General features: G+C 55.8%; 12 protein-coding genes. 5 read left to right on the forward strand and 7 right to left on the reverse strand.

What is annotated here, in order from left to right; genetic code table 11:
- Positions 1–8 precede the first annotated feature (8 nt).
- The gene (gene fdnG, locus ABIB59_RS15970; RefSeq protein ID WP_354036149.1) at positions 9–3,056 is read right to left on the reverse strand and encodes a formate dehydrogenase-N subunit alpha; all 3,048 of its coding nucleotides are present in this window, start codon (positions 3,054–3,056) and stop codon (positions 9–11) included.
- A 332-nt stretch (positions 3,057–3,388) separates the two neighbouring features.
- Between fdnG and yddG the strand changes: the two genes are divergently transcribed.
- The 3 genes from yddG to ABIB59_RS15985 all read left to right on the forward strand — a co-directional run bounded on the left by yddG (position 3,389) and on the right by ABIB59_RS15985 (position 5,258).
- A complete protein-coding gene (gene yddG / locus ABIB59_RS15975) occupies positions 3,389–4,270 on the forward strand; it encodes an aromatic amino acid DMT transporter YddG (RefSeq protein ID WP_354036151.1) in 882 nt (293 codons plus the stop codon).
- Between the two features lie 65 nt (positions 4,271–4,335).
- Positions 4,336–4,782 (forward strand): Xre family toxin-antitoxin system antitoxin, encoded by a 447-nt coding sequence (locus tag ABIB59_RS15980; RefSeq protein ID WP_354036153.1) that lies wholly within the window; start codon positions 4,336–4,338, stop codon positions 4,780–4,782.
- Positions 4,782–5,258 carry an RES family NAD+ phosphorylase gene (locus ABIB59_RS15985; RefSeq protein ID WP_039079059.1) on the forward strand — a complete coding sequence of 159 codons (477 nt, stop codon included), beginning with the start codon at positions 4,782–4,784 and terminating at the stop codon, positions 5,256–5,258. The genes ABIB59_RS15980 and ABIB59_RS15985 overlap by 1 nt, the downstream gene beginning before the upstream one ends.
- Here the strand turns inward: ABIB59_RS15985 and ABIB59_RS15990 are convergent.
- Positions 5,242–6,744: an MFS transporter gene (locus tag ABIB59_RS15990; protein WP_108701326.1), complete on the reverse strand. Its 1,503-nt coding sequence runs from the start codon at positions 6,742–6,744 to the stop codon at positions 5,242–5,244. The two genes, ABIB59_RS15985 and ABIB59_RS15990, sit on opposite strands and share 17 nt — an antisense overlap.
- 112 nt (positions 6,745–6,856) lie before the next feature.
- On the opposite strand from ABIB59_RS15990, the gene ABIB59_RS15995 reads away from it, so the two are divergent.
- A complete protein-coding gene (locus ABIB59_RS15995) occupies positions 6,857–7,447 on the forward strand; it encodes a TetR family transcriptional regulator (RefSeq protein ID WP_071194169.1) in 591 nt (196 codons plus the stop codon).
- Here ABIB59_RS15995 and nhoA read toward each other — a convergent pair.
- From nhoA to ABIB59_RS16015, 4 genes are all read right to left on the reverse strand, one after another.
- Positions 7,429–8,271 (reverse strand): N-hydroxyarylamine O-acetyltransferase, encoded by an 843-nt coding sequence (nhoA, locus tag ABIB59_RS16000; protein ID WP_354036156.1) that lies wholly within the window; start codon positions 8,269–8,271, stop codon positions 7,429–7,431. The two genes, ABIB59_RS15995 and nhoA, sit on opposite strands and share 19 nt — an antisense overlap.
- A gap of 75 nt (positions 8,272–8,346) precedes the next feature.
- Complete coding sequence (locus ABIB59_RS16005; protein ID WP_354036158.1) at positions 8,347–10,002, reverse strand: ABC transporter permease; 1,656 nt, start codon at positions 10,000–10,002, stop codon at positions 8,347–8,349.
- A gap of 42 nt (positions 10,003–10,044) precedes the next feature.
- Positions 10,045–11,007 carry an ABC transporter substrate-binding protein gene (locus ABIB59_RS16010; protein WP_079497456.1) on the reverse strand — a complete coding sequence of 321 codons (963 nt, stop codon included), beginning with the start codon at positions 11,005–11,007 and terminating at the stop codon, positions 10,045–10,047.
- Positions 11,004–11,705, reverse strand: coding sequence for an ABC transporter ATP-binding protein (locus tag ABIB59_RS16015; RefSeq protein ID WP_071194165.1), 702 nt, complete (start codon positions 11,703–11,705; stop codon positions 11,004–11,006). Before ABIB59_RS16015 ends, ABIB59_RS16010 begins: the two co-directional genes overlap by 4 nt.
- Before the next feature lie 243 nt (positions 11,706–11,948).
- On the opposite strand from ABIB59_RS16015, the gene ABIB59_RS16020 reads away from it, so the two are divergent.
- Positions 11,949–13,748: a sensor domain-containing diguanylate cyclase gene (locus ABIB59_RS16020; protein ID WP_039079066.1), complete on the forward strand. Its 1,800-nt coding sequence runs from the start codon at positions 11,949–11,951 to the stop codon at positions 13,746–13,748.
- Positions 13,749–13,784: 36 nt separating this feature from the next.
- On the opposite strand, the gene ABIB59_RS16025 is transcribed toward ABIB59_RS16020, so the two are convergent.
- Complete coding sequence (locus tag ABIB59_RS16025) at positions 13,785–14,879, reverse strand: malate/lactate/ureidoglycolate dehydrogenase (RefSeq protein ID WP_335255335.1); 1,095 nt, start codon at positions 14,877–14,879, stop codon at positions 13,785–13,787.
- Between the last annotated feature and the right edge of the window lie 16 nt (positions 14,880–14,895).

The following is a 14,895-nucleotide window of genomic DNA, read 5'->3' on the forward strand; positions in this document are numbered from 1 at the left end:
GTCGCTCCTTACGCTTTCTCGATGTTGACCAGAAACGCCTTGTACTCCGGCGTTTGCGAGTTCGCATCGCCGACGTTGGGTGTCAGGGTATTGGCGATGTAGCCTTTCTGCGCCACCCCTTCAAATCCCCAGTGCAGCGGAATGCCAATGGTTTCCACCTGCTGGCCGTTAACGTGCAGCGTGCGCAGACGACGCGTAACCACCGCCACTGCGCGAATAAAGCCACGCTTGCTGCTGACCTTCACGCGGTCGCCGTTGGCAATGCCTTTGGCTTTCGCCAGCCCTTCGCTTATCTCGACAAACTGTTCCGGCTGCGCGATAGCGTTCAGGCGCGCATGTTTGGTCCATGTGTGGAAATGCTCCGTCAGACGGTAAGTGGTGCCGACATACGGAAACCTGTCTTTCTTGCCAAGACGGGCGGCATCGTCTTCGTACAGACGGACGACCGGACTGGAGATCACGTTTGGGTGCAGCGGGTTCGTGCCGAGCGGCGTTTCCATCGGCTCGTAGTGTTCCGGGAACGGCCCTTCTGCCAGCTTATCAAGCGCAAACAGGCGTCCCAGCCCTTCCGGCTGCATGATGAACGGATTGGTCGCGCTGCCCGGCGGTGCAGTGTTGAAGTCCGGGATATCGTTACCCGCCCATTTACTGCCGTTCCACTGGATCAGCATGCGTTTCGGATCCCAGGGTTGACCGTTGATATCCGCCGAAGCGCGGTTGTAAAGCACACGGCGGTTCATTGGCCACGCCCAGGACCAGCCCAGCGTATTGCCAAGCCCTGACGGGTCAGCGTTATCGCGGTTAGCCATCTGGTTGCCTTGCCCGGTCCAGCTACCGGTATAAATCCAGCAGGAAGACGCGGTGGTTCCGTCGTCTCGCAACAGCGCAAAACCGCTCAGTAACTCCCCTTTCTTCGCAATCAACGCCCCCGCTGGGTCGTAGATATCCGCCAGCGCAATGCCGTTGTTCTCTTTTGCTATTTCCTCAGGCTCGGGGCTTTCAGGTTGCTTATACGCCCAGCGCATTTTGAGCAGCGGCTCAATACCTTTGCCGCCTTCGCTTCGATACATCTCGCGCAGGCGATGGTAAATCCCGGCCAGAATTTCACCGTCATTGCGCGCTTCACCCGGCGCATCCTGCCCCTTCCAGTGCCACTGTAGCCAGCGCCCGGAATTGGCAATTGAACCCTCCTCTTCGGCAAAACAGGTCGATGGCAGACGGAAAACTTCAGTCTGGATGGCCGTCGGATCCACATCATTCATTTCGCCGTGGTTCTGCCAGAAATTAGAGGTTTCCGTGACCAGCGGATCGATAACCACCATGTATTTCAGCTTGCTCAGGCTGCGCACCACTTTGTTTTTGTCCGGGAAAGACGCCACCGGGTTAAAGCCCTGGCAGAGGTAGCCTGTGACATTGCCTTTATCCATCATGTTGAAATACTTGATAACGTCATAGGCCTGGTCCCACTTCGGCAGCCAGTCAAAGCCCCAGTTGTTCTCCTTCTGCGCGGCATCGCCATAGAAGGATTTCATCAGACTGACGAAGAACTTCGGATAGTTACCCCAGTAGTTCACCTGATCGGGCAGCATGGCTTTCGGTGTATTTGCCGTGAGATAAGTTTGCAGATCAGCCTGTTTTTCTGACGGCAGCGTCAAATAGCCCGGCAGACTGGTCGACAGCAACCCTAAGTCTGTTAAGCCCTGAATATTGGAGTGACCGCGCAGCGCGTTAACGCCGCCGCCAGCCATGCCCATATTGCCGAGCAGAAGTTGGATCATCGCCATAGTGCGGATGTTCTGCGCGCCCACGGTGTGCTGCGTCCAGCCCAGCGCATACAGGAAGGTGGTGGTCCGGTCTGCCGAGCTGGTGGAGGCCAGCACTTCGCAGACTTTCAGGAAGTCTTCTTTTGGCGTACCGCAGATATTTTCCACCACCTCCGGCGTATAGCGGGAAACGTGCGTTTTTAGCAGGTTCCACACGCAGCGCGGATGGGTCAGCGTTTCATCCCGTCTGGCATAGCCGTTTTCATCGAACTGATAGTGCCAGGAGGATTTATCGTACTGGCGTTTTTGCGCGTCATAGCCGCTGAACAAGCCGTCATCAAAGGCAAAATCGTCCCGCACCAGCAGGCTGGCGTTGGTGTAGTGTTTGACGTATTCGGCGTTGATCTTATTGTTTTCGATCAGGTACAGCAGTACGCCCGACAGGAAAGTGATGTCGGTACCGGAACGGATTGGCGCATAGATATCCGCCACCGACGCCGTACGCGTAAAACGCGGGTCGACGACAATCAGCGTCGCATCGTTACTGTTTTTTGCTTCCAGCGCCCAGCGGAATCCCACCGGATGTGCCTCAGCGGCGTTACCGCCCATCACCATCACGACGTTCGCGTTTTTGATATCAACCCAGTGGTTGGTCATCGCACCGCGACCAAATGTTGGAGCAAGACTTGCTACCGTTGGTCCGTGTCAGACGCGTGCCTGGTTGTCTACCGCCAGCATGCCGAGAGAGCGCACAAATTTTTGCGTCAGCATGCCGGTTTCATTGCTGGCCGCCGAGGCGCACAGCATCCCGGTGGAGAGCCAGCGATTGACCGTTACACCTTGCGCATTCTTCTCTACGAAGTTGGCGTCACGATCGTCTTTCATCAGTCTGGCAATACGTTCGAAGGCGTCATGCCAGGAGATGCGCTGCCATTTGTCAGACCCTGGTGCGCGATATTCCGGGTAGCGCAGACGGTTGTCACTGTGAACATAATCGAGCAGGCCCGCCCCTTTCGGGCACAGCGCGCCGCGGCTAACCGGATGATCCGGGTCACCTTCAATGTGATAAATCGATTCACGGGCATTTTTCGCCCCATCACCCAGGCTATACATTAATAGCCCGCAACCTACGGAGCAGTATGTGCAGGTATTTCGAACCTCTTTCGCACGCAGGAGCTTATAATTTCGCGCCTGCGCCAGTGCCGCTTTGGGGGCAAATCCCAACGCAGCAACGGTTGTCCCGGCCATACCACCCGCGCAGATTTTAAAAAACTGCCTGCGGCTGATGTCCATTGTGTTCCTCGTTATATGAAGAGAGCCCCTGAATAATTCGAGTTGCGCAAAGGCGGCAAGAGAACGGATTCCCTGGTGCTTACGAAAAGCGAACGCAGCCAACACATCGGCAACTTGAAATATGACGGGTGTACTGGCGAGGAAAACTAACAGCTATATCCCTGCGTAATTTGCGGCAAATCAATATTGCAACGCAGCAACTTCTTAATAGTCTTTTCTGGCGCATTTAATTACCCCTAAAGGGGTGATATTGCATCGTGATTTATTAGTAGGCATGCTAAGTAAAGTGCTATAAATTCCCTCTTTGCTGTTTTTTAAGGGAATAGAGTTACATGAATAAGAATAGAGCCACGCTGACCGGGCTGTTAGCCATCGTGTTGTGGAGTACGATGGTGGGTCTGATTCGCGCAGTTAGCGAAGGCTTAGGTCCGGTCGGCGGTGCGGCGATGATTTATACCCTGAGCGGCATTTTACTTATTCTCACGGTCGGTTTTCCCGATATTCGCCGTTTCCCTCGCGGCTATTTACTGATGGGCAGCGTTTTATTTGTCAGCTATGAACTCTGCCTCGCCCTGTCACTGGGGTTTGCCGCAACACGTCAGCAGGCGATAGAAGTCGGCATGGTTAACTATTTATGGCCGAGCTTAACCATTCTATTTGCGATCCTGTTGAATGGACAAAAAGCTACTCTGTGGGTCATTCCGGGACTCATTCTGGCTGTCATAGGGGTGAGCTGGGTATTGGGCGGCGAACAGGGATTGAATCTTCACGATATTACACAAAATATTCTCTCAAGCCCGTTAAGTTATTCTCTTGCTTTTGCCGGTGCATTTATCTGGGCAGCTTACTGTACCGTCACCAGTAAATATGCCAAAGGGTCGAATGGCATTACGCTCTTTATTTTGCTGACGGCGGCAACCTTATGGATAAAATTTGCCCTGACCGATCAACCCGCCATGCATTTTACACTTCCTGTGGTGATCAAACTGGCAATGACCGCCGTCGCGCTGGGCTTCGGCTACGCTGCCTGGAATACCGGCATTTTACACGGCCACGTTGCCGTACTCGCTGCCGCGTCGTACTTCACACCGGTACTCTCCTCGGCGCTGGCAGCCGCCGTGTTGAGCGCCCCACTCTCGTTTTCCTTCTGGCAGGGCGCGTTTATGGTGTGCGGCGGATCCCTGCTTTGTTGGTGGGCGACACGGCATCAGTAGTGATCATTGCACCCCCTGTTCATTTGAACTAAAATTAATATCAAATGAACAGATGGAGCAGAAAAATGCAACTCTATACACCGGGCGTATGCGCGATCCCGCACGACCTGCTCAGCATCCTGGGGCTGCCCGCCACGGCGATTGCCGCTCATGACAGCATTAATGCCGGTCTGAGTGCAGGTGTGTTGCGTGATATCGCTGGCGCCGTCTCTCTTGATGAAATCACGCTGTGCCGAATGGCTGGCATTGATCGTAATACCTATAGCCGCAGGCTTAACAGCGCGGAAAAACGCTTTTCACCAGAACAGAGTGCGCGCGTCTACACGCTCGCACGAGTGATCAGCGCCGCTCGTGAGTTATTTGAAGGTGACAGCGAGCGTATGGCCACCTGGCTCAATAAACCCGCGAAAGGCCTTGGCGGTAAAAAACCCGCAGAGCTTCTCTCGACACCCGCCGGTGCGGAAGCGGTACTGACATTGATTGGTCGCCTTGAGCACGGTGTGATCGGCTAATGGAAACTGTCACCTTCTGGCGTCTGGTCAAAGAACGCTATGCGCTGACCGCCTTCGACGGTTACGGCGCGCGAACCTTTGGCGGACGCTGGAATTCACCGGGGCATGAATGCGTCTACCTGGGTGAATCAAAAGCTCTCTGCGTGCTGGAAACACTGGTACATCTTGAGATTGAAGATATCGCCCAGGGCTACTGTTTCTTAACGCTCGATGTACCGCGTAATCTTATCGCGACGCTGGATTTGACCGCCCTGCCCGAAGACTGGAAAGCTGACCCGCCGCCTGTTTCCACGCAACACATCGGCGATGAGTGGCTGGCATCAAAGCAAAACGGGCTGGTACTGCGCGTCCCCAGTACCATCACCGGCGAATGGAACGCGCTGTTTAACCCCGAACACCCACAGGCGGCGAAAGTCCTCAAAAGCGTAAAGTCCGAACCCTTTATGCTGGATCCCCGTCTTAGCCGTCCTTGCTAGCCTGTCTGTCAACACCTTTAAGGCTCAGCCACACGCCGACCGCCAGCACCATCAGCATGATGCCGGCGGTACTTAATGCCACGCTATGCGACGAAACGAACGCGCTTCTGGCCGCATGCATAATCCCTTCCGCCTGGGGGGGTGAGACCTCTTTCGCCAACTGGAATGCCTCACCAATTGATGACGACGCCAGCGCTGCCTGCGTGTCATTTAACCCCGCGGGTAGCGTAATCGAAGACGAGAAGCTGCGGGTGAGAATCAGACCAAACAGCGCGATGCCAAGCCCTGCCCCCAGTTCATATGCCATGGTTTCAATAGCCCCTGCGGCGGCCGCTTTCTCTTTCGGGGCTGCAGCCATGATGGCCGCTGTAGAAGAAAGTAACGCACTGGCCGCGCTAAACCCCAGCAGCGCCATCAGGATCCAGGCCTGGGTTTGTTGGGTGGAAAAGTTCGTTACCGACAGTCCCAAAAAGCTAAAGGCACTCAGCGCCATGCCGCCGGATGCCACCTGGCGTAAGCCGAGGCGGGAGACCAGCATACCGGCTATCGGACCACTGAACCCGCTTGCGAGCATCACCGGCAGCATAAACAGTCCGGCGGCAAACGGCGTAAAGCCGTGAACAAACTGTAACTCCTGCGCCATCAGCAGCTCAAAACCGACCAGAGCAACCATGGCTGTCACGGCCATTAACACCCCGCTCAGAATGATGCGATGCGTGAACAGGCGCAGATCGATCATCGGGACAGGCGCCGCCAGTTGCCGACGCACAAATCCGGCCAGCAGTGTCGCTCCTACGAAGAACACCGCGACCACCCCCCAGGCGGCAACACTACCTTTGAGCGCCGTTTTGGCGCTCCATACCAGCATAAGAATGGCCGCAATCAGCATCACCGCCTGGCTGAGATTGAGCGGTTGCTGACGCCGCCCCGGCTGGCGAGGCACATAACGCGCGGTCAACGCCATCACTACCATCACGATCGGCACGTTGACCAGAAACACGGCCCCCCAGTTGAAATGAGCCAGCAACCAGCCGCCAATCAATGGGCCAAACGCGGCGCCGCCGGAGCCCACCGCGGCCCAGACGCCAAGCGCCATATTGCGATGCTCTGTTTTTGAAAATGTGTTGCGGATACCGGCAAGTGTCGCCGGAACAATCATCGCCGCGCCGATGGCGAGAATGGCGCGCGAGGCAATCAACTGCTCGGCACTGGCAGACATGGCCGCCAGAAAAGAGGCCAGCCCAAAAAGACCGCTGCCCGTCAGCAACAGGCGTTTAAAACCGATGCGGTCTCCCAGCGCCCCCATGGGCAACACCATGCCCGCCATCACCAGAGAATAGATATCGATGATCCACAATAACTCATTACCGCTGGCTGCCAGCTCTGCACTCAATGTCGGTGATGCCACGTGCAAGACGGTGGCATCAATAGCGACCGGAATATAAACCAGCACGATAATGACCAATGTTAACCACTGACGAACCATAATTTCCTCATAACTTATGTTGGACACGCGTCCAGAGTGGCGATCCTACGGAAAGTTGAACAACTGTCCAGCTTTTTGTTAGACTCCGTTTCTTTCACGTTTAGGGGGATATATGGGCTATTTGAGTCGGGACGAGCGCCGGGAATTGATCCTGCAGGCGGCGATACGCGTTGCATTAAGCGACGGATTTGCCGGGATGACCGTGCGCAGGATAGCCAGCGAAGCCGGTGTCGCCACGGGCCAGGTACATCACCATTTCAGCTCGGGCGCAGAGCTAAAAGCGCAGGCGTTTGTGCGGGTGATGGGCGAACTGCTGGATGTGGATCTGTTACCCGAATCCGCAAGCTGGCGCGAACGGTTGCATGCCATGCTTGGCAGCAATGAAGATGGCTTCGATCCCTATATCCGTCTGTGGCGGGAAGCCCAACTGCTGGCAAGCAAAGAGCACGAGTTAAAAGGCGCTTATGTGCTGACGATGGAAATGTGGCATGAAAAGGTGGTCGATATTATTGATGCGGGCGTGAAAGCGGGTGAGTTTATCCGCCATGATTCGACGGAAAACATCGCCTGGCGCTTAATTGCCCTGGTCTGCGGGCTTGACGGCATCTATGTGCTTGGCATGCCAGATGTCGACGATGCTGCGTTTGATCGACACCTGGATGCCATGATTCATCGCGAGTTGTTTTACGCCCCTTCCCCGTGAAGATCGAAACGCGACATCACGGTGTCGAGCGCTTCAACGCTGAACCCATAATGCGGATCATCCGTACCCAGGCCGAATCGTTGCTGCATGATGTCATACAACGCCTGGGTATCCGGTAAGGTCCTCTCCTCCACCGCATGCCCGTTGCGCCAGTGGGTGAAGTGATAGTTAGTCAGCGTCAATTTCCCGCCGTCCGGCTGATGCAGGCACATTAGCAAATGGTGGCGAAAGTGCGATTGCGGCCAGTGCGCCGAGTGGAAATTCCCCATCACAAAATCGGCCTGATACTGCTGCCCCATCTCAAATTGGTAAATAGACTGCCAGCGATCGTGGTGGCGAAACTGCAAAATCCAGTCCGGCCCGGCCTGTTGCAGGCGGTACAGACCATGCGGCGTCTCCTGCTCAATATCCGCCTTGAGGCGTACAGGCGCAGTGAGCGTGAGCCCGCCAAAGCCGACATCCGCAATCCACTGCTCATCCCCTAACGTCACCAGCACGACACGGTGCGTGCGCGGCGGCATCTGCGGCGGATTTGCCAGCACCACGCGCCCCAGCAGGCTGCGCACCTCAAAGCCGATTTCGCGCAATACGCGCTCAAACAGGCCATTTTGTTCAAAGCAATAGCCGCCACGACGGGCAATCACCAGTTTATTAAAGATGGCCTCATCGCTCAGTTCGATTTCACGAGGCAGAACGACCTCAATATTTTCAAACGGAATGCTGCTGTTATGCTGCAGATGCAATGTACGCAATGTTTCCAGATTCACAGCGGGGACAGCGGTATAGCCAATACGGGCGAAATAGTCGTCCAAAAACGAGGTCATAAGAAGCTCCTGCAATAGATGTCCTTCTGTTATATCTCATTTTTTTCAGGGCACAGGGGATTTTGTGCCGTGGATTTATCGTTGTGTGCTCCGCTGCATAATCGCCAGCGCGGTCAGCATCAATGCGAGCCCGGTAATGAGCGTCAGCGTCGCCATCGCCATGCCTTGCCCAACCGATCCCTGTTCAAACTGCCGCCAGATAAAGACCGCCACCGTTTGCGTTCCTGCCGGGGCCAGCAGCAGCGATGTCACCAGCTCACGCGACGCGATAGCAAAAACCATCAGCATCGCCGCCAGCATGGCCGGAAAGACCAGTGGCAGAACAATAAAACGCAATGCCTGCAGGGGGCTGGCGCCATGAACACGGGCGGCTGGCTCCAGATTCCCGCCTAACTGACGCAGCGCACTCCCGACATAGCGCACCGGCCAGGGCAGCAACAGGCAACAGTACGAGAGCAGCAAAATAGCCCAGGTGTTGTACGGTGAGACGGGCCAGAACGTGCGGTTCCACAAGAGAATCAGCCCCACCCCCACCACAATACCCGGTAGCGCGGCGGGCATCAGCGACAGGGCGTCTATAACACTGCGCCCTTTGATGCGCTGAACCACAACAAGCCAGGCGGCAAGCAGCCCGACAAAACCGGTGATCAATGCCGACGCAAAAGCCAGTGACAAACTGGTCCCCAGGGCTGTTAAGGCATCGCCCTGCTGAGCAAACAGCGCGGCATAATGGGCAGTCGTGGCGTTTGCCAGTGATAAGCCGCCCGATAGGGTCGACATCACGCCGGTGATCGCCATGGACAGCCCCGGCACCAGCACCGCCAGAAAGCCGGTAAATGCCATCGCCCCTACCACCGGCACGGTCGCGATACCCAGTTTCGCCCCCAGATTTTCCGTGGGTTTACCCGTCACGCTGGTCACGTCCTTTCCACCGGTCAACTTGCCCTGTAACCACCAGGCGCTGAGCGCAATCACGATCAGAATCAGCGACAGCATGGAGGCGCCCGGCAAGTCGATGGGCCAGTCGGCCAGTTTTTTTTCAATACCAACGGTCAGCATCACCACGCCGGAACGGGTGCCCAACGCGGCAGGTACGCCATACTCTTCAATCGCCAGGGTGAAGGCCAGCAGCATGCCTGCCGCCAGCGAAGGCGATAGCATAGGCAGCGTGACATGCCAAAAGGCACGCCAGGGCGTTGCGCCATGCACGCGGGCAACCAGCGCCAGACGCTGCCCGCTGGCAAGCAGGTTACGGGATACCGCGAAATAAACGACCGGAAAAATATTGAGTGTCATGACCAGCACGATCCCGCTTTTGCTGAATAGCAATGCATTGAAATCGAACCCCAATAACTGAGCAAGATAACCATTGGTTTGCAAAACCAGCATCCAGGAGAGCGCCGCAATATAGGGCGGCGTCAGAAACGGGATCAGAAACAGCAGATCCCACATCCGTGGACAGGGTAAATCGAACAGTCCACGCGCCACCCCCAGCGGCAGGCCAATACAGGCGCTCAGCAGCGCAACGCCTGCGGCAATTTGCAGCGTTCCGGCAAACATTGCCGGGAGTTGTGGTTCAGAAAACAGCGGGCGTAACCCGGAAAACGCGCCCTGCAAAGAACCTGCGCTAAATTGCGGGAAAACGGCCTGCAGAACAATAAACAGCAACGGCAACGCGACCAGAACCATCAGCACGGCCACGGTCACAAGCGAGATTAATCGTTGGTTCACGGCGAGTATCCAGAAGACGGGGTTGCCCCCGTCAGATGATGATTACTGAGCGAAAAGTGTGTTGAAGCGCTTGAGCACGGCGCCGCGCTCGCTGGTGCCGTCGTTTTTGGTCGGCAGAATTTTCAACTCGTTAAAGAGAGGACGTTTGGCCTGCACATCGGTACGCGCTGGCATCAGCCAGGCATCGGCCACCAGTTTCTGTCCTTCCGGCGACAGCACATAGTCCACAAACGCTTTAGCGTCAGCTTCATGTTGGGTGGATTTGAGGATCATCATGGGACGTGGCGCAATCACGGTACCACTGGCCGGGAAGATGACTTTCAGTGATTCACCCTGCTCAATGTTGCCATAGGTAACATAGTCAACCGCGCCAAACACCGCTGCTTTTGCACCTTGCATCACCGGTGTGACCGCCTGGGCGTTCGGACCGCTAACCACCATGCCGTTTTTCTTGAGTTCATCAAACAGTGTCCAGGCACCTTCGCCCATGCCGTTTTGCAGACCGATCAGCAGGTCCAGCGATGCGCCAGACAGGGCCGGATCCGGGGTAGTGACTTTGTCTTTAAACGCAGCCGCCGTCAGATCTTTCCACTCTTTCGGCTCTGGCGTACCGCTTTTGGTATTCCAGACGATACCCAGCGCGGAAACGCCCTGGGCGACATAATCCGTACTTTTGAGCATCTCAGGCACCTTTTCGGCGTTGGCGCTTTGGTAAGGCAGCAACCAGCCACGGTTATGCAGATCTTCTGCGGTGTCCCAGGAGGCGGAAATCAGAATGTCCGCCTGCGGGTTGGCCTGCTCAGCTTCAAGGCGCGCCATGACTTTGCCGGTTGTGGCCTGGAAGATATCCACTTTCACCCCGGTTTTTTTCTCAAATCCGCTGGCAAGACCTTTCGCCAGAGAGCCCGGACCGGCGGTATAAACGGTGAGCGCATGAGCGCTGGACATCATAGCGGACGATAACACCATGGCTAAAGCAACTCCTTGTTTCAAAGATATTTTCATGCAATTTCCCCTGAGGTTGTTGTAATAGAACGAATGGCGTCTACACGACCGGCAGACAAATGAACAATACGGTCAGCGAGGATCTCGGCTTCACGGCGATCGTGGGTGACATAAACGGCGGTTATACCGAGCTGGCGAAGCAGAGAGGCCATCTCACGGCACAAAGATTCGCGCAGCTCACTGTCGAGATTGGAAAGGGGTTCATCAAACAACAACACGCGCGGCTCGGCGACAATGGCCCGTGCCAGCGCCACTCGCTGCTGCTGGCCACCCGAGAGCCCGGAGGGTTTGCGCTTAGCAAACTCGCTAAGGCCAACGCGCGCCAGCGCTTGCAGGACACGTTTTTCACGTTCAGCGCGCGGGACATTACGCATCTTTAACGGGAAAGCGATATTCTCTTCCACCGTCATATGCGGCCACAGCGCATAGTCCTGAAAAACCATGCCAATATCACGGGACTCCGGCGGCAACGCCCATCCGGCCTTCGCCACCAGACGCGAACCGAAGGTAATGGTGCCGTCAGCAGGTTGTGTTAATCCGGCAAGTAAACGCAACAGCGTACTTTTGCCGCAGCCTGAGGGGCCGAGCAAAGCCACGATAGTGCCTGCGGGAATAAGGAGATCGATCTGATTGAGAACGGTGTTGCTGCCAAAGGCATACGACACACCTTCCAGGCGGATTTCTGTGAACGCGTCCATTAGCGCTCTCCCACAATGAGAAAGCATCTGATATCCGTGGTCTTCATCCAACGGGCCGCGTCCACCTGCACGAACGTCAGGGGAGCATACATATTGTTATCCTCTTTGGGATTTGATGCGGCTGACTATAGGCAGGAAATGTGACGTATAAATTACGGTAATGTTGCGTCTTGATTTATATAGAAGAATAGTAAACTCTTAGAAGATCTCTCCTGATTTTCCCTAATATAAAAAGGTGATTACGTGCGTATCGCAACGATCACAAATTTTGCATACATCGCAACCGTTGTTCTGACACTCTCTTCCGGCTTTGCGTTGTTCAGCGCATCCGGTGCGGACCGGGCCGAACGGGAAGCTGTCGCCCAGATTCGCCTTTTCGATACGCTGACCGATGATCTTGAACGAGAAGCGTATGCGTTGAGTGACCTTGCGCGTGAGGCAGTGGTGAAGCGGCAGCCGGAGAACATCAAGGCCTGGCGACAAATGCTGGAGACCGATATCCAGTTCGAAAACCATTTGCTGGGTTTACACGATAACGGCGCAACGTCAGCAGAAATATTGATCCTCCGGGATGGCCTTAAAGTCTTTGATCAACTTGAAGATGAGCAGCGTGCTGCCATAGCCGCTGTGGAAGCGGGCAATATTAATGAAGGCATGAATATCATCTTTGGTCAGCAGTATGAAGACCAGCTTGCTCAGGCCGAATACCGTTTTGCCCATTTTCGCAGCCTGGCGGATCAACGCACTGCGAGCGTCATTGCCGAGGCGACGGCGCTATCGCAACGGCTACGCACGGTGTCTGAGGTGATGGTGGCGATAACCGCCCTGCTTTTCTTGTTTGTGCTTGGGTTTATTATCAAACACCGCATCTTGCGCCCGGTGGTCACGCTGAGCGACGTGGTGAACCGGCTGGCGACACAGGATTATGCGGTGGAAACACCGGTACTGGCGCAGGTAGATGAAATTGGCGATATGGCGCAGGCCATCCATATTTTTCGTGAGAACGGTCTGGCCCGACAGCGTCTGGAGCAAGAACGTGATGCCGAGTGGGCTTCGCGCACACTGCTGGCGAGGATGACGCAACGTCTACAGGGCTGTGATTCCCATGCGGGCATTGTCAGGGTCGTCGGCCGTTTCGCGCCGAAAATCATCCCCGACATGGGGGGGCGACTCTACATTCTGGATTCGCGGACAAACCGCATGAAATGCGCGGCCCGCTGGCTCCTGCCCCCCGGCGAGGATGCCCCCTTTACCCCCGATGCCTGTTGGGCATTAAAACGTGGACAACTGCACTGTCCGTCGCACGATTCGGTAGATATGCCCTGCGAACATCTTGTGCCGGAGGTGGCCGCACGGGCCATCTGTGTTCCGTTAATCGCGCAAAACAAGATTATTGGCCTGCTCACCTTCGATAATGAGCAGCAGAAAGAGCCGACCTACGCCTATCTGGAACTGATGGCAGAGACCATCGCGCTTGCGCTGGCAAACCAGATATTGCGCGATACCCTGACAGAAAAAGCGACCCATGATTCGCTGACCGGATTGCGTAATCGCCATAATCTGGATGAGACCCTTCGCAGCCTGGTTGATCAGTCGATGGCAAACGGAACCTCGCTGAGTTGCCTGATGATCGATATCGACTACTTTAAAAAGCTTAATGATAGCCACGGACATGAAGCGGGTGACAAAGTGCTGCGCGACATTGCCCGGTTGTTACAGGATACGGTGGGCGATAACGGGATTGCCTTCCGCTACGGTGGCGAGGAGTTTCTGATTATTTTGCCGGATACCAGCGAGACCGATGCCAAAAAACTGGCTGAACGGTTACTGCAAAGCGTTCTGGACCATCGCATATTTTATGAGTCGCATGATATCGGGCAGGTTTCAATCTCGATCGGTCTGGCTACCTGGCCGCAACATGCGCGGGCGGCAAATCTGATCCGGGCAGCGGACCTTGCGCTTTATATGGCGAAAGAACAGGGGCGCGGCCAGATTGTGGTCGCCCGCAACGCCAACGCACCGCAGACGCACCTTTCCTCCTGATATGTCGGCTGCGCGGCAGTGCGCGCAGCCATTTCGTTACAGTGTCACTTGCTCACAGTCTGCCTGCAAGCGATCGGCCTCGTCCTGCGGCATCCCGGCGCGCACTGCCGCCGCACAAATCCCCTGCCAGCTTCCCGGGTCCAACGGAATCCCCTGCGCCTTACGCAGACGGCGGTTGTTCTCTTCCCACTCGCCTGGCACCAGAATCGGCTCGTCATTACTATGCGGCGACTGTTTCACCCATTCAACGAAAGCCTGCGTTTGTTGCTGCATATCCGGCGCGGCAAACATGTCCGGGTTTAAAATAATGGTGGTCATACAGTTGAAAATAGCATCGACGCTGGCCTGCAAAGAGCCCTGATGGGTGGTCTGTCCGCCGGATAAGGCTCCCCCCATAATTTCGCACAGTGCCGCCAGCGCATAGCCTTTATGTTGCGCAAACGTCACCAGTGACCCCAGCGGCGAACGATGCATAACCGCCGGGTCGTTAGTGGGAAGCCCCTGCGCGTCAATAAGACACCCATCGGGCACCGGCACGCCTTTGTGGTAAGCCACGCGCGTTTTTCCAAATGCAATGGCGCTGGTTGCGTAGTCCAGCAACAGGGGCGATTGCCCTTCCCGGGGGAAAACCACGCAAAAAGGATTTGTTCCGAACCGGCTGTCTTTTCCGCCAAACGGGGCCACCATCGGATCGCCGACGACGTTGACAAAATGGATGGAGATAAAACCGGCTGCGGCACACTGTTCGGCCCAGTAACCAATACGTCCAATATGATGGGAATTGTGAAGCGCAACGGCGGCAAGGCCATGTTGTCGGGCCTTTTCAATGCCCAGTGAGATAGCCTCATGCGCGGCGACCTGACCAAAAGCCTGATTGCCGTTCAGGGTGACCACCGCGCCCATATCTTTCACCACGCTGGCATGGCGGTTAAGTTGCAGGTAGCCCTGTTCAAGGGAGCGAACATAGCTCGGGATCATCCCTACGCCATGAGAATCGTGTCCGGCAAGATTTGCCGCCAGCAAATGGTCCGCAACCAGGCGAGCTTCCTGTGGTTCGCTGCCCGCATAGTGCAGGATTTTCTCGATAAAATGGTGTAAGCGCTGGGGATGAAGACGAAGCCCTGTATCCATTGATAATTCTCCATTT

The organism is Citrobacter sp. UYEF32 (assembly GCF_040546205.1).
In the GTDB taxonomy this organism is placed as follows: domain Bacteria; phylum Pseudomonadota; class Gammaproteobacteria; order Enterobacterales; family Enterobacteriaceae; genus Phytobacter; species Phytobacter diazotrophicus.

Coding starts and splice junctions, on each gene's coding strand:
- ABIB59_RS16010 (WP_079497456.1), bottom strand. CDS start 11,007: ATGAAAATATCTTTGAAACAAGGAGTTGCTTTAGCCATGGTGTTATCG.
- ABIB59_RS15985 (WP_039079059.1), top strand. CDS start 4,782: ATGGAAACTGTCACCTTCTGGCGTCTGGTCAAAGAACGCTATGCGCTG.
- ABIB59_RS16025 (WP_335255335.1), bottom strand. CDS start 14,879: ATGGATACAGGGCTTCGTCTTCATCCCCAGCGCTTACACCATTTTATC.
- yddG (WP_354036151.1), top strand. CDS start 3,389: ATGAATAAGAATAGAGCCACGCTGACCGGGCTGTTAGCCATCGTGTTG.
- ABIB59_RS15995 (WP_071194169.1), top strand. CDS start 6,857: ATGGGCTATTTGAGTCGGGACGAGCGCCGGGAATTGATCCTGCAGGCG.
- ABIB59_RS16015 (WP_071194165.1), bottom strand. CDS start 11,705: ATGGACGCGTTCACAGAAATCCGCCTGGAAGGTGTGTCGTATGCCTTT.
- ABIB59_RS15990 (WP_108701326.1), bottom strand. CDS start 6,744: ATGGTTCGTCAGTGGTTAACATTGGTCATTATCGTGCTGGTTTATATT.
- ABIB59_RS15980 (WP_354036153.1), top strand. CDS start 4,336: ATGCAACTCTATACACCGGGCGTATGCGCGATCCCGCACGACCTGCTC.
- nhoA (WP_354036156.1), bottom strand. CDS start 8,271: ATGACCTCGTTTTTGGACGACTATTTCGCCCGTATTGGCTATACCGCT.